12 protein-coding genes and 2 pseudogenes are annotated in these 13,092 nt (G+C 58.4%); 4 read left to right on the plus strand and 10 right to left on the minus strand.

Annotation, left to right across the window (positions count from 1 at the left end; translation table 11 throughout):
- Positions 1-201, minus strand: a pseudogene (locus tag C5J26_RS25070) (hypothetical protein); the annotation flags it as partial.
- Positions 202-260: 59 nt separating this feature from the next.
- On the opposite strand from C5J26_RS25070, the gene kdgR reads away from it, so the two are divergent.
- Positions 261-1,184 (plus strand): DNA-binding transcriptional regulator KdgR, encoded by a 924-nt coding sequence (gene kdgR / locus C5J26_RS25075; protein WP_245441267.1) that lies wholly within the window; start codon positions 261-263, stop codon positions 1,182-1,184.
- A gap of 46 nt (positions 1,185-1,230) precedes the next feature.
- Here kdgR and C5J26_RS25080 read toward each other — a convergent pair whose 3' ends face one another.
- Positions 1,231-1,992, minus strand: coding sequence for an SDR family oxidoreductase (locus C5J26_RS25080; RefSeq protein WP_105404249.1), 762 nt, complete (start codon positions 1,990-1,992; stop codon positions 1,231-1,233).
- Positions 1,989-2,174, minus strand: a pseudogene (locus C5J26_RS33705) (inositol utilization protein); the annotation flags it as partial. The pseudogene C5J26_RS33705 and the gene C5J26_RS25080, both read right to left, overlap by 4 nt.
- A gap of 165 nt (positions 2,175-2,339) precedes the next feature.
- Here C5J26_RS33705 and C5J26_RS25090 point away from each other — a divergent pair.
- Entirely contained in the window at positions 2,340-3,227 is an 888-nt protein-coding gene (locus C5J26_RS25090) for an AraC family transcriptional regulator (RefSeq protein WP_206051220.1), read from the plus strand.
- A gap of 37 nt (positions 3,228-3,264) precedes the next feature.
- Here C5J26_RS25090 and C5J26_RS25095 read toward each other — a convergent pair whose 3' ends face one another.
- From C5J26_RS25095 to C5J26_RS25115, 5 genes are all read right to left on the minus strand, one after another.
- The gene (locus C5J26_RS25095; RefSeq protein ID WP_105404251.1) at positions 3,265-4,344 is read right to left on the minus strand and encodes a glycine betaine/L-proline ABC transporter ATP-binding protein; all 1,080 of its coding nucleotides are present in this window, start codon (positions 4,342-4,344) and stop codon (positions 3,265-3,267) included.
- Positions 4,337-5,224: a proline/glycine betaine ABC transporter permease gene (locus C5J26_RS25100; protein ID WP_105404252.1), complete on the minus strand. Its 888-nt coding sequence runs from the start codon at positions 5,222-5,224 to the stop codon at positions 4,337-4,339. Before C5J26_RS25100 ends, C5J26_RS25095 begins: the two co-directional genes overlap by 8 nt.
- Positions 5,225-5,323: 99 nt before the next feature.
- Positions 5,324-6,325, minus strand: a complete 1,002-nt coding sequence (locus tag C5J26_RS25105; RefSeq protein ID WP_046669145.1) for an ABC transporter substrate-binding protein — start codon at positions 6,323-6,325, stop codon at positions 5,324-5,326.
- A 59-nt stretch (positions 6,326-6,384) separates the two neighbouring features.
- The gene (locus tag C5J26_RS25110) at positions 6,385-7,164 is read right to left on the minus strand and encodes a pyrroline-5-carboxylate reductase (protein WP_105404253.1); all 780 of its coding nucleotides are present in this window, start codon (positions 7,162-7,164) and stop codon (positions 6,385-6,387) included.
- Between the two features lie 37 nt (positions 7,165-7,201).
- Positions 7,202-7,831 carry a TetR/AcrR family transcriptional regulator gene (locus tag C5J26_RS25115; protein WP_046669143.1) on the minus strand — a complete coding sequence of 210 codons (630 nt, stop codon included), beginning with the start codon at positions 7,829-7,831 and terminating at the stop codon, positions 7,202-7,204.
- A 144-nt stretch (positions 7,832-7,975) separates the two neighbouring features.
- On the opposite strand from C5J26_RS25115, the gene C5J26_RS25120 reads away from it, so the two are divergent.
- On the plus strand, positions 7,976-10,012 hold the full coding sequence (locus C5J26_RS25120) for an NADH:flavin oxidoreductase (protein ID WP_105404254.1): 2,037 nt from the start codon (positions 7,976-7,978) through the stop codon (positions 10,010-10,012).
- A gap of 3 nt (positions 10,013-10,015) precedes the next feature.
- Entirely contained in the window at positions 10,016-10,621 is a 606-nt protein-coding gene (locus tag C5J26_RS25125) for a dimethylsulfoniopropionate lyase (protein ID WP_105404255.1), read from the plus strand.
- A 50-nt stretch (positions 10,622-10,671) separates the two neighbouring features.
- On the opposite strand, the gene C5J26_RS25130 is transcribed toward C5J26_RS25125, so the two are convergent.
- Complete coding sequence (locus C5J26_RS25130) at positions 10,672-11,757, minus strand: hybrid-cluster NAD(P)-dependent oxidoreductase (protein ID WP_105404256.1); 1,086 nt, start codon at positions 11,755-11,757, stop codon at positions 10,672-10,674.
- A complete protein-coding gene (locus C5J26_RS25135; RefSeq protein WP_105404257.1) occupies positions 11,747-13,000 on the minus strand; it encodes an SRPBCC family protein in 1,254 nt (417 codons plus the stop codon). The genes C5J26_RS25130 and C5J26_RS25135 overlap by 11 nt, the downstream gene beginning before the upstream one ends.
- Positions 13,001-13,092 lie beyond the last annotated feature (92 nt).

Consider the following 13,092-nt stretch of genomic DNA (forward strand, 5'->3'; position numbering starts at 1 on the left):
GGTGTAGCTCCGTCTCGTGGGCTCGGAGATGTGTATAAGAGACAGGCCCTTGGTGTCGATAACCCGGCCGTCATCGAGGCGCAGGAGGAATTCACCGGTGCGATCTTCGATATGGACAAGGTTGTCGATTAGCCGATCGATGAGGCCGCAGACGTCACTGCGCTGGATCAGGTGTTGCTTTTGCCGCAGCAGCGGATGCATGCCGCCGTCCTCCCAAAAATATTCGGAACGTTATTCCGGATTTTAGGAAATCACACTCCTTGCGGCTTTTCAACTGTGTTTTTTTGTGCATTCTTCCGCTGAGGCGGGGTTTACCCACGCCCATCCTTTATCTTGACACAGGTTTCTATAAATTCCAGAATGAGATTTCGAAAAAAATAGAACATGCTATGTCAGAGCTGAATCCAAAAACCGAAAATGTCGCCGCCGTTCTCAAGGTCTTCGCCGTGATGGAGGCGTTGGTCGAGGGAAAGAAGGTGAGCCTGGCCGATCTCGCTCAACGCGCCATGACGTCGAAGACCACCGCGCATCGGCTGCTGCAGACCATGGTTGAACTCGGCTATGTCGAGCAGGATGCGGAGACGGAGAAATACGGACTGACGCTGAAACTTTTCAGCCTCGGCGCGCGATCGCTGACCGAGCAGACGGATCTGCTGCGCGTGGCGGACCAGGCGATGGGAAAGCTTTCCAGGGTGACCGGCGAGTCCGTCAATCTGGGCATTCTCGATGATCGCGACCAGAAGGTCGTCTACATTCACAAATACGACTCCGCCTACAGTCTCTCGATGAAATCGACGCTCGGGCTGCGTAACCCGCTGCACAGCACCTCGCTGGGCAAGGCGCTTCTTGCATGGCGCGACGACGACGAGATCCGGGAGCGGATCAACAAGATGGAGCTGACGAAGCTCGCGCCGCGCACCATCACCGATCCGCAGGAATTGTTTGCCCAGTTGCAGATGGCCCGCAGTCGTGGTTTTGCCGAAGAGGTGGAAGAGAGCGAGGCGGGCGTGCGATGCATGGCGGCGCCGATCTTCAACTACCTCGGAAAACCGATCGCCGCGCTGTCGATTTCCTTTCCGATGTTCCGCTTTGATGAAAGCCGGAAATCCGAATATGTCGATCTCCTGCGCACGGCAGGGCTCACCGCCTCCGCCGGGCTCGGCTACCAGCCCGCAAAGAACTAATGCCTGGCGGCTTCAACGCCGATCGGCATTGCGGAAGCGAGGCGGCTCAAAGAGCCGCCAGGATGCCGCCGTCGACATAGAGCACCTGGCCGTTGACGAAATCCGATGCCGGAGAGGCCAGAAAGATCGCTGCACCGGAAAGTTCATCCGGCTGGCCCCAGCGGGCGGCGGGCGTGCGGTTCTTCACGAAGGCGTCGAATGCCGGATCGTCTATCAGCGCGCGGTTCATCTCGGTCGCGAAATAGCCCGGACCGATGCCGTTGACCTGAATGTTGTGACGGGCGAGCTCCGTCGCCATGCCGCGGGTCAGCATCTTCAGCGCGCCCTTCATTGTCGTGTAGGGCACGACCGTCTTGCGGCCGACCTCGCTCATCAGCGAGCAGATATTGATGATCTTGCCGCCACCGCGCTCGATCATCCCGGGCAGCACGGCTTGCGAGGGAAACACCGCGCCCATCACGTGGGTGTCGAACATCCGCCGCCAGGTTTCGGCGCTGTGCTCGAGGAAGGGCGCGCGGATCTGAATGCCGGCATTGTTGACGAGAATATCGACCCCGTCGAGGCCGGCGAACGCGGCCTTTGTCTCGTCGGCGTTGGTTACGTCGCAGACCAGCCCGGAGGCCTCGCACCCCTCCGTCTTCAACTGGTTCACTGCTGCGGAAAGCGTCGCCTCATCGCGCCCGTTCAGCGTCACCCGGGCTCCGGCGGACGCGAGTCCGCGCGCCATGGCAAGGCCGAGGCCGCGGCTCGAACCGGTGAGGACGGCATGGCGACCGCTCAGATCGAAAAGTGGATGTCGGACGTTCATCGAAATTTCTCCCGCATGGCCTGAATACCGGGAAGGGCATCCATAAGATAATCGTGACGAGGATCAAGGCGCTGGATCAGATCGCGGCGATGCCAGCTGACCAGGGGCGCGAAGATCCATCCCCTATGACCGGGTGAGGTGAAGGCCGGATGATATCCTTTGTCAAGGCGGAGGGTGCCGCCCTGGTGGGCAGCGTGCTTTGCGGTGCGGACCTTTACTATCTGGCCGGAGCCTTTATATACCTGACGTCTATTATCATATTATGAGGCGCCGCCTGAGCAAGCTGGTCGAGACGCCTCGGCGGCGGGTATGATGTTTCCAATGGCAGATGGTGAAGGGTTCCGACGTTGAGTTTTTGGCATTCCATGGCTTGGCATACGGAGGGGATAAGGGTTGTCGCGCCGGCCAAGTGGCGTCGTTTCGACGGGTTGGTCAGTGTCTTCTGGGAAGCGGAAAGCCAGTCGGGCGCCACGGGCTATTATTTGGCGGACGATCCGCGCATCATGATTTTCTTCAACGACGTATCGTCTCGAATTCGCGTGTCGAACCGAGACGGATCGCAGCACTCCCGTCCGATGACCCGCGCCGTTTATGTTCCCGCCGGCGTTCCCATGTGGACCAGCAGCGAAACCAAGCACCGCTTTTCCCACCTCAACCTGCATATGCACAGGGATCGGTTGCTCCGGTTCCTGTCGCCCTCGGTTGGGGCCTCCGCCGCCTTGGCCGCGGTGCGCCGGCCGGTGGAGCTTCAGGATGTCGGTGCCATCGAGACGCTGGCGGGTTTGCTGGTCGACGAGATATCCAGTCCGTCAAAGCACGCGGTCTATGGCGAAAGCCTCGTGGGCAGCATCGTCGCCGGTCTTCTCGACATACCCGACCATGAAACCGAAAAAGCCAATGGCAGGCTGACCCAGGCACAGATGAACAAGCTGGTGTCACGCATCGACGGCTTGAGCGACTGCCGCCTGACGGTTGCCGAAATGGCTGCAACCGTCGGCCTTTCGGAAAGCTGGTTTGCCAACGTATTCAAGCAGACCACCGGTAAAACGCCGCTGCAGTGGCAACTCGCCAGGCGCATCGACCTGGCGAAAAGGCTGCTCGTCGAAAGCGATCTGGCCGTCGCGGAGATAGCGGCCCAGCTTGGCTTCACCGACCAGGCCCATTTGACCAAGGCGTTCAGGCAGATTGCCGGCGATACGCCTGCCGCCTGGCGCCGGATGCGGCAGATCTGCTGATCGTGGCAAAGCCCCATCGACCTCCCAGCTTCTTCCGTCACGCGACGATCGCCGGCGCGTCGAAAGACCGGTGCTCGACCTCACGGGAATTGACCATAGCCCCTGCCAGCAGCCGGAAGCTCACGGTTCCAACCGGCTTGCCTGACGGGTCAACAACGGTCACGTCGCCATCAGGTGCAGAGACCAGCGCCCGTATCGCTTCTTCGATCGTGACATTTGCCGGAATGGTGGGCTGCTCACCTCCGGTCCGGGAACGCAAGGGAGCCATGATCGCTTCGACCTGCACGACCCGTCCGCGGTTCACTTCTTTGACAAAATTGGCCACATATTGATCCGCCGGCCTCAGGACGATGTCCTGGCTTGTACCTTGCTGTATGACCTCGCCGTCGCGCAGGATGGCGATTTGGTCTCCCAGCCGGAGAGCCTCGTCGAGATCATGTGTGATGAACACGATCGTTTTCTTGATCTCGTTCTGAATATCGAGAAGAACCGACTGCATGTCCATGCGGATGAGCGGGTCGAGTGCGGAATAGGCTTCGTCCATCAGCAGGACAGGCGCATCGTTCGACAATGCGCGGGCAAGTCCGACGCGCTGCTGCATCCCTCCAGACAGTTGGTTGGGGTACCTATGCTCGAACCCCTTCAGCCCAACGCGCTCCAGCCACCTCATTGCGACGTCGATCGCTTTGGAGCGGCCGATGCCTTGGACCTCAAGGCCGAAGACGGTGTTGTCGAGCACGCTCCGGTGCGGCAGCAAGGCGAACTTCTGAAAGACCATTGCCGTCTGATGACGCCGAAAGTTTCGCAGTTCGTCCTTGTTCATCTTCACGACGTCCACCCCGTCGACCAGCACTTCACCCGCGGTCGGATCGATCAAGCGGTTGATATGGCGGATGAGCGTGGATTTGCCCGAACCGGACAGGCCCATGATGACCTGAATACAGCCCGACTTGATGTCCAGATTGATATCGCGCAGCCCCAGCACATGGCCATGCGCATCGTTGAGTTCTGTCTTGGTTAGACCGTTGCGAACGGCATCGACATACGCGGCGGGATCGGCACCGAAGATCTTGTAGAGATTGCGGACTGCGATGCCGCCCAAACCTTGCTCAGCCATGGACGATCTCCCGATGTTTCTGGAGCCGCTTGCCATAGGCCTGGCTGACCCGGTCGAAGATTATGGCGATCCCAACGATTGCGAGGCCGTTGAACATGCCGAGGGTAAAATACTGGTTGGCGATTGCCTTCAGCACCGGCTGGCCAAGCCCCTGAACGCCGATCATCGAGGCGACCACCACCATCGCCAGCGCCATCATGATCGTCTGGTTGATCCCCGCCATGATCGTTGGCAGGGCAAGCGGCAGTTGCACCTTGAAAAGCTTCTGGGTCTCCGAGGTGCCGAAGGCGTCGGCAGCCTCCAGGACATCCTTGTCGACGAGGCGGATACCAAGATCGGTCAGCCGGATCATGGGCGGTATGGCGTAGATCACCACGGCGATGAGCCCCGGGACGCGGCCGATGCCCAGCAGCATGACGACCGGAATGAGATAAACGAAACTCGGCATGGTCTGCATCACGTCGAGGATCGGGTTGACGACCCGTTTGACGCCATTCGAACGCGCCATGAGTATGCCTATCGGCAGACCGACGGCAATCGACAGGACGGTGCAGACAAAGATCATCGCGACCGTACGCATCGTGTCGGTCCACATGTCGAAATAACCGATCAGCAGCAGCGTGATCAGACAGCTCAGCACGATTTTGACACTTCGGCTCGCAAACCACGCAATCGTGAGGATGATCGCCGTGATGATCGGCCACGGTGTCTGCGTCATAAAGCGATCGGCCGCCAGCAGAAAACTCTGCAGAGGCGAAAACATGCTTTCGATCGTATCGCCATAGGCGCGGGTGAAAGCCCGAAAACCCTCATCGATCGCTTTCTTCAAGTTACGAAGCGCGTCGTCATCCATATGGGGAAATTTATAAAACCATTCCATTCGGTTCCCTTTCTCTGGAAAGAGCCGTGTGAGGTCTTTTTCTTCTCTTGACGGCAAGCGGAAGGGGCGACGTGTTCGGCACATCGCCCCAAGGGCCTATTAGAGCGCTGCCTCGATTTTCTTGGCGGCGTCCTTGGAAACCCACTTGGTCCAGATATCTTTGTTTTCCTTCAGAAAATGCTTGGCGCCATCCTCGCCGCTGGCCTGATTGTCCGTCATCCATGCCATCAGTTTGCCGATGGTCTGGTTGCTCCAGGACCGCTTTTCGAGATAGGTCATCACCTCGGGTCCTGCTTTTTCCGAAAAGGGCTTGGCGACCAGGGTAACGATCGTGTCGATCGGCCAAGCATTCGGCTTCGGATCCGGGCAATCGGCAACGGTGTTGCAACGCTTCCATTCAGCCGGATCGTTTTTCACGCCGGCCTCGAGTTTCACCATCGGGTATTTGCCGAGCAGCGCCGTCGGCGCCCAATAGTAGGTAGCAAAGCTCTTTTTCCGCTCATATGCCTTTGCAATAGCACCGTCCAAACCGGCTGCCGATCCGGTGTCGATCAGCGTGAACTTGGCCTTTTCCCCGCCGAACGCCTTGAACAGCTGGGTTGTCACGACGGTGCCACCCCAACCCTGAGGGCCGTTGAGGATTGCGCCTTTGCTTGGGTCTTCCTCGCCTGGGAAGAGTTCGGGATGCTTCAGCAAATCCGGAATGGTCTTGATGTCCGGATGCGCGTCCGAGACATATTTCGGGATCCACCAGCCCTGATTGCCGCCGTCCGGCAGTGGAGATCCAACCTTGACGATCCGGCCCTCCTGCGTGCCCTTCGCGACCACGTCGGGAAGCAGGTCGATCCAGGCCTCCGGAGCGATATCAGGCTGGCCCTTTTCCGCCATGGAGGTGATGGTCGGCACGGTGTCTCCAACCGTGATCTCTGCTTGGCAGCCGTAACCTTCGTTTAAAATGAACTTGTCCAGATTGGAGATGACCTCCGCGCTTTGCCAATTCATGCTCGCGATCGTGACGCGGCCGCACCCGGCAGCACTTGCCGCTGATGCGCCGGCGAACACTCCGACCAGCACGCAACCCGAAGCCAAAAGCTTATTCATAGTACTGTTCCCTTTTTTAGCGGCTGGACGTGGAATGCGGGGCGCCGCGGATGCCCGATTCACAATTGCTTGGGAGCGTCTCCCAAACTCATCGATTTCTCGAGCGCTGCCGTCAGTCCGCAAGCAATGGCTGTTTCGAAACCCGCAGCACGCATTGCCTCGATCGCGACTGCCGTGGTGCCGCGGTAATCGAGGAAGGTCTGCACGATTTCGCTGGGACAGGTCTTACGCATTTCCATGAGACGCCCCGCCCCGATGATAAGCGTGTTAACGGCACGCCTGGCCATCGCGACGGGGATGCCCCGGGACAGGGCATCTCGCATCATCGCGTCGGCAAGAAGCGCCGGAAAGGCGGGGCCTGATCCGGACAGGCCGGTGAAATAGTCCATATCGGTTTCGCTGTGCACTTCATCCTGAACACCGCAGGTCTCGAACAGGGCTCTGACAAATATACGCTCTTCTTCGCTGACCCCAGGCGTCGCGATCCATGGCGTGTAGGATTGGCGGATCTCGACCGCTGCATTCGGCAACGAACGAACGACATAGGCGGTCCGATGACGGTCGCTCAGCGCGTCCAGCGGAATGCCTGCCATGACGGAAATCAGCAGCTTGCCTTTCATATCGACGTTGAGGTCACGCCAGTCAGCAGGGCGGACGCAGAGAACGACAACATCCGAGCGGTCGGCAAGGGCCTGATTGTCCAATGTCCAGAAAGCCTCGTCGAAACGATCCGGCCGCTGGCTGCGATAAGAGAGCGACAGGTCCTGTGGCTTGACGAAGCCGGCATCCAGCACCGCGCCGGCAAGGGCGCTGCCCAGCCAGCCGTTGCCGCCGATCACGCCAATTCTCCAGCCCCTGCCAGCTTCCACCTTGCTCTCACCCTTGTTTATAGCCGTGCCGCGCGTAGAAGCGATCGAGTTCCCGCTGTTGCGGGATCTGACCGGTATAGATTGCGATATATTCGGGAATGCGCTTCATACGCAGTCCGATATCCTCGGTGGACTGCATGGAGATGTAGCCGATCTGGACCAGGTAGGTTGTTCTCGCGCGCACGTCCGCAGGCTCTTCGTCAAAGCCGAACCGCACGAACATACGGCTCAAAGCGCCTATTCGGGCCAGGTCAGCCTGCTGAACTTCAACCTGGATCTCCGGCGATTGCAATGCCCAACTGCGAATTGCAAACTCGAACTGGGAGTCGAAGAGATCTTTGTTGAGCCAGCAATCGAAGACATTGAGCATCGCTTCCGCAAGGGATTCTGCATATGCTTCGGACTGCTTCACGAGGTTGCCTGTGTTCTTGTCCCTCCAGCGCAATATCAGCGCGCTCAGCAGTTCTTCCCTATCCTTGAAGAACCAATAGAAGCTTGTCCGCGACAGGCCCAGCTTCTTGGCAAGCGGCAGGATCTTTACTGAATCTACGCCGGATTCGAGCAGCGCTTCATAGGCGGCTTCAAGCCAGCCCTCCTGAGAACCACGCCAGCCGCTGTCATTTACCGCCTGTTCCATAGACACTTCCTAACAAACTCCTAATCGCACTTCAAGTAAAATGTACATCAATGTCGACTGCAGGTACGTTGATGTTTTCAATATTGACACACATGTACATTCCTGCTTAGCCTTACGCGCAAAGGCCATAACCGGAGCCGTCGCATGTCGAACGATCCCCTCCTTCAGCCCTACACACTGAAGCATCTGACCCTACGCAACCGTATCATCGTTACATCGCATGAGCCCGCCTATCCTGAGGACGGCATGCCGAAGGAACGTTACCGAGCCTATACCCTCGAGCGAGCGAGGGGCGGCGTGGCGCTGACAATGACGGCGGGATCGGCAGCGGTGTCGAAAGACAGCCCGCCGGTCTTCAACAACCTGCTTGCCTATAAGGACGAAATCGTTCCGTGGATCCGGGAAATGACCGATGCCGTGCACGAAGAGGGCGCAGCTATCATGATCCAGCTGACCCATCTCGGCCGGCGCACCCGTTGGGACAAGGGCGATTGGTTGCCGGTGGTCGCGCCGTCCCATCATCGTGAAGCGTCGCACCGCTCCTTCCCGAAGAAGATGGAAGATTGGGACATCGAGCGCATTATCAGAGACTTCGCGGACGCAGCCGAGCGCATGAAGGCGGGCGGCATGGATGGTGTCGAGTTGGAGGCATACGGTCACCTGATCGATCAATTCAATTCGCCGCTCACCAACGAACTGGACGGTCCATATGGGGGCTCGCTCGAAAATCGCATGCGTTTCTGTTTCGACGTCTTCAAGGCGATGCGAGCGCGCGTCGGAGACGATTTCATCCTCGGCGTTCGCTACACGGCCGACGAATGTCTCCCCGGAGGTACTGGAAAAGCTGACGGCATCGAGATTTCGCGACGGCTGCGCGACAGTGGCCTGATCGACTATCTGAACGTGATCCGAGGTCACATCGATACGGATGCCGGCCTGACCGACGTGATTCCGATCCAGGGCATGGCGAACTCGCCCCATCTCGATTTTGCCGGAGAAATCCGTGCAGCAACCCAATTTCCGACCTTTCATGCGGCCAAAATCCCGGATGTGGCGACGGCACGGCACGCCATTGCCGCGGGCAAAGTGGACATGGTCGGAATGACCCGCGCCCACATGACGGATCCCCACATCGTTCGCAAAATTATCGAAAAGCGTGAGGAGGACATACGCCCTTGCGTCGGCGCGAATTATTGTCTCGACCGCATCTACCAGGGCGGGATGGCCTTTTGCATCCACAATGCCGCGACGGGTCGCGAGCAGACCATGCCGCATACCATTGCAAAAGCAGACATCCGCAAGAAGGTCGTCATTGTCGGAGCCGGGCCGGCTGGCCTCGAGGCGGCGCGCGTGGCCGCCGAGCGGGGGCATGCGGTCGTGGTTTTCGAGGCGGCCAACAATCCTGGCGGACAGATCCGCCTCACCGCGCAGAGCGAACGCCGCCGCGAGATGATCAGCATCATCGACTGGCGGATGAGCCAATGCGAGAAGCTTGGTGTCACGTTCCATTTCAACAACTGGGCGGACGCCGATATGATCGCGGCTGAAGAGCCCGATGTGGTCATCATCGCAACTGGTGGATTGCCGCATACCGAAGTTCTGTCGAAGGGAAATGAGCTCGTCGTCTCCTCCTGGGATATCATTTCGGGTGACGTCAAGCCGGGCACCAATGTGCTCATCTTCGACGATGCCGGCGACCATGCCGGCTTGCAGGCCGCGGAATTCATCGCCAAGGCAGGCGCCAAGGTCGAGATCATGACGCCCGACCGTTCCTTCGCGCCGGAGGTCATGGCGATGAACCTTGTTCCCTACATGCGCTCGCTGCAGAAATTCGACGTGACCTTCACCGTCACCTACCGGTTGCAATCGGCCGAAAAGAGCCGCAACCAGATCATTGCCCATGTCGGCAGCGACTACGGCGGTGTTGAAAAGCAACGGACTATCGACCAGATCGTCATCAATCACGGTACGATTCCATTGGACGACCTTTATTTCGAGATGAGGCCCGGCTCGAGGAATCTCGGTGAAGTTTCCTACGACCAGCTGATTTCCGGCGTGCCGCAAACGGCCGAGCGCAATCCCGCTGGCACCTACCAGCTCTTTCGGATTGGCGACGCGGTCGCTGCTCGCAACACCCATGCAGCGATCTATGACGCATTGCGGCTTGCCAAGGATATTTGAGCAATGGCCCGCAGCGAAGCCTTGCAGGATTTTCTGAATGCCGCGTTCGTTGCGTTCGACCGGGTTGCCAAGGATTCACGGGCCCGGCAGTCACTAGTGCAGATATTTGCGCACCTGCAAACATCGCTGCCGGAGCGGGTGAATATCGCAAAGCGGCTTCCGGTTTGTGGGTTGCATTTGCAGAGTGTCTTGGCTGCAAAGGCGGAGCAATCCTCGTTGAACATCTTGCTCCACCGCTTCGCCGCGCTGGAGACAAAGCTCGAATGGAACTGTCGCTCGACCTATGACAATTCGGCCAGTGCAAATTTCCCGATGAGCCACGCCAATACCATGATCGTCGGGCCGGGCGGCCTAGAGGACCGTTCGGACGTGTGGCTCGGCGCGACCCTGATGGCGCCGAACGTGCGGTATCCGGACCACGATCATGCACCGGAGGAAATCTATCTTGTCCTGTCGGATGGCGAATTCATGCAGGGCGATTCCGGTTGGTTCACGCCCGGCGTGGGTGGCTCCTTTTACAATCCACCTGGAATCCGGCACGCGATGCGGTCGGGCGAGGGGCCTCTCTTCGCATTCTGGGCACTTTTACCCGACCAGCGGAAACACTGAGGCAAGGCGATCGATCGTTTCTCCGGTCATCCCTGTAATTGTTTTAAGTCCTACCGATCGACCACGAGGTCACTGAGTGGCTTCGAACAGCACGGCAGGAATAACCCGGCGTCGATCTCTCGCTGGCGGATCCCACCATTGTGGTTCATGTCGACGGATCCGGACACCAGTTTTGATTTGCAGGTGCCACACACCCCGTTTGAACATGAAGAGGGGAGTTTCACGCCAGCTTTTTTCGCGCAGGACAAAACGGTCTGCTCGCCTGAAACTTCGATCTTACGAACTTGCTTGGCAAACTCCACCGTGAACATTCTCGTGGCTGCTTCCTGGGCAACCGGAAGGTCGATATCGTCGATGACGGCAGCGTCGAAGCTCTCCTCGATATAACTCGATGACGGAACGCCGAGATCTGCGGCAATCACGCGGGCAGCAGCCATGAATGGCGCCGGGCCACAACACATCACGACACGCTCTGCAATGTCAGGTACGGCCAGCTTCATGTAGTCTGCCGAGATGCGCCCGGTAAGGCCAGGCCAATGGGCTTCTCCGGCGGTGAGCTCAGGTAGGAAATGCAGGCGGAGCTGCTTTCCTTTATTTGCCAGACTGGCGAGTTCTTCTCGAAAGATCAAGTTTTTGGGGCTTCGCGCCGCATGCATGAACACGACGTCGATGGGCTCGAAGGTATCCGCCAGTTCGCGTATCATCGACATGACTGGCGTGATCCCCGATCCACCAGACAGAAGCAGCAGTTTCTTGGCATTGGGCCGGATGAAATGTCCGAGCGGTCCATTGCCCTTCATCGTTGAGCCAGCTGTGACATTGTCATGAAACCAGTTGGAAATCTTACCGCCAGGCACGCGTTTCACGGTGACTGAAAACGCGTTGGCACGCTGCGGCGAGGAGGATATGCTGTAGCAGCGGCTTTCGGGCTCGGCGTCAATCTCGAGATCGAACAGGAAATACTGGCCGGCCTTGAAGGCGAACTTTTTCCCAAGCGAAGACGCGAACGTGAATGTTTTTACATCGTGCGTTTCCTGGTGGACGTCGATGCAAACCAGATCCTCGTCCAAATCCCGGTCCCAGAATTCAGTGTTCTCGATCTGATCGACAGCTGCGAAGGCGCTCCTAGTATCCATGCGCACGCATCCGATCGATGTACCAAGAGGCGAACTTGTCGAGATTCGTCTCTGAGAATGGCGAATAGGGGCCGGGCACATAGGCAGGGTCTTCGACACCGGCATGGGAGCGGGCGACGAGTTCTGCGTCCTGATCCGTGGTCGCCACCCAGACGTTCGTCAACTTCTCAAGATCGTAGTGCACGCCCTCGACGGCGTCCTTGTGAACGAGCCACTTCGTGCGCACCAGCGTCTTGTCGGGCGAAATTGGAATGACTATTGCCACGATGGCGTGGTCACCCATGAAGTGGTTCCAGCTGTTATGGCCCCACAGATGCACATCACCAAGATCCTTGCGGGTCATCGTTCCCAGAAGTTTGGATGAGGCCGCCGTGGCGTCTGGAGTTTGGGATTCGCCCGCACCAGAAATGATAAGGCGCTGCGTCCTGAAATTTGTCTCGCAATCGACGAGTTGTTCGATGGCGGCGGATGGATAGCCGTCTGCTGTCCACTGAAGTGTGCGCTCTTCGTAAAGCGCAAGATGTTCTTCGGCCTGCGCCCTGTCCTCCGGGCTGAGTGTCTCGGGATCGAAACCGAAATCCAGATCGACAAACGAGACGCAAAGCTCCGGGTGGTTTGCCGAACAATGGTAACACTCACGATTGTTCTCCATCGTCAGCTTCCAGTTGCCGTGTTCGATCACATCGGTTTCAAATGCGACTTTGGAATTGCGAATATCGTAGGGTGCCAGGCGCTCGGTCATCGCCAACTCGAGGCGAGCAATATCCTTCGGCGGATTGTCGGCAAGGCAGACATAGATGAGGCCGCCGATCGACTTGAAGGTCACAGGCTTCAGGCTATGGCATTTTTTGTCGAAGTTCTTGCCCATATGGGGTGCATAGCTCAATTCCCCGCTGAGTTCGTATGTCCAGGTGTGATAGGGACAGACCAGCTTCGAGACGATCGTCTTGCCGGGATTGAGGAGGCGCGAGCCCCTGTGGCGACAGACGTTATGCACGACGCGGATTTCGCCGTCATCGTCGCGCAGCAGGATCAGGCTGGTTTTGCCGATGTCGATAACCGCAGCGTCGCCGGGCTCGGGCACGTCGCATTCAAGTCCGACGCAGATCCAGTGCCGACGAAAGAAGACGTCGACATCGGCTTCGAACACGTCTGACCGGGTATACAGGCCGGCTGGAAGAGCATGCCCGTCGGCACGCGCGTCCAAAAGTGAAGAGATCGAGGACGCAAGTTTGTTCAGCATGAAGAACCTCTTTGCCTGCTTTCAGGCAAGGTGCGCTTGCCATGCAATCGGTTCAACGGCATAAATTGTTACGTTGGCATAATGAAAAGTAA

Source organism: Neorhizobium sp. T7_12 (genome assembly GCF_002968535.1).
GTDB lineage: Bacteria > Pseudomonadota > Alphaproteobacteria > Rhizobiales > Rhizobiaceae > Neorhizobium > Neorhizobium tomejilense.

What these genes read in the sequence shown, in the direction of transcription:
- C5J26_RS25095 (WP_105404251.1), bottom strand. Translation starts at nt 4,344, where the DNA reads ATGGCTGAGCAAGGTTTGGGCGGCATCGCAGTCCGCAATCTCTACAAG.
- C5J26_RS25105 (WP_046669145.1), bottom strand. Translation starts at nt 6,325, where the DNA reads ATGAATAAGCTTTTGGCTTCGGGTTGCGTGCTGGTCGGAGTGTTCGCC.
- C5J26_RS25130 (WP_105404256.1), bottom strand. Translation starts at nt 11,757, where the DNA reads ATGGATACTAGGAGCGCCTTCGCAGCTGTCGATCAGATCGAGAACACT.
- C5J26_RS25125 (WP_105404255.1), top strand. Translation starts at nt 10,016, where the DNA reads ATGGCCCGCAGCGAAGCCTTGCAGGATTTTCTGAATGCCGCGTTCGTT.
- C5J26_RS25120 (WP_105404254.1), top strand. Translation starts at nt 7,976, where the DNA reads ATGTCGAACGATCCCCTCCTTCAGCCCTACACACTGAAGCATCTGACC.
- C5J26_RS25115 (WP_046669143.1), bottom strand. Translation starts at nt 7,831, where the DNA reads ATGGAACAGGCGGTAAATGACAGCGGCTGGCGTGGTTCTCAGGAGGGC.
- C5J26_RS25100 (WP_105404252.1), bottom strand. Translation starts at nt 5,224, where the DNA reads ATGGAATGGTTTTATAAATTTCCCCATATGGATGACGACGCGCTTCGT.
- C5J26_RS25135 (WP_105404257.1), bottom strand. Translation starts at nt 13,000, where the DNA reads ATGCTGAACAAACTTGCGTCCTCGATCTCTTCACTTTTGGACGCGCGT.
- C5J26_RS25080 (WP_105404249.1), bottom strand. Translation starts at nt 1,992, where the DNA reads ATGAACGTCCGACATCCACTTTTCGATCTGAGCGGTCGCCATGCCGTC.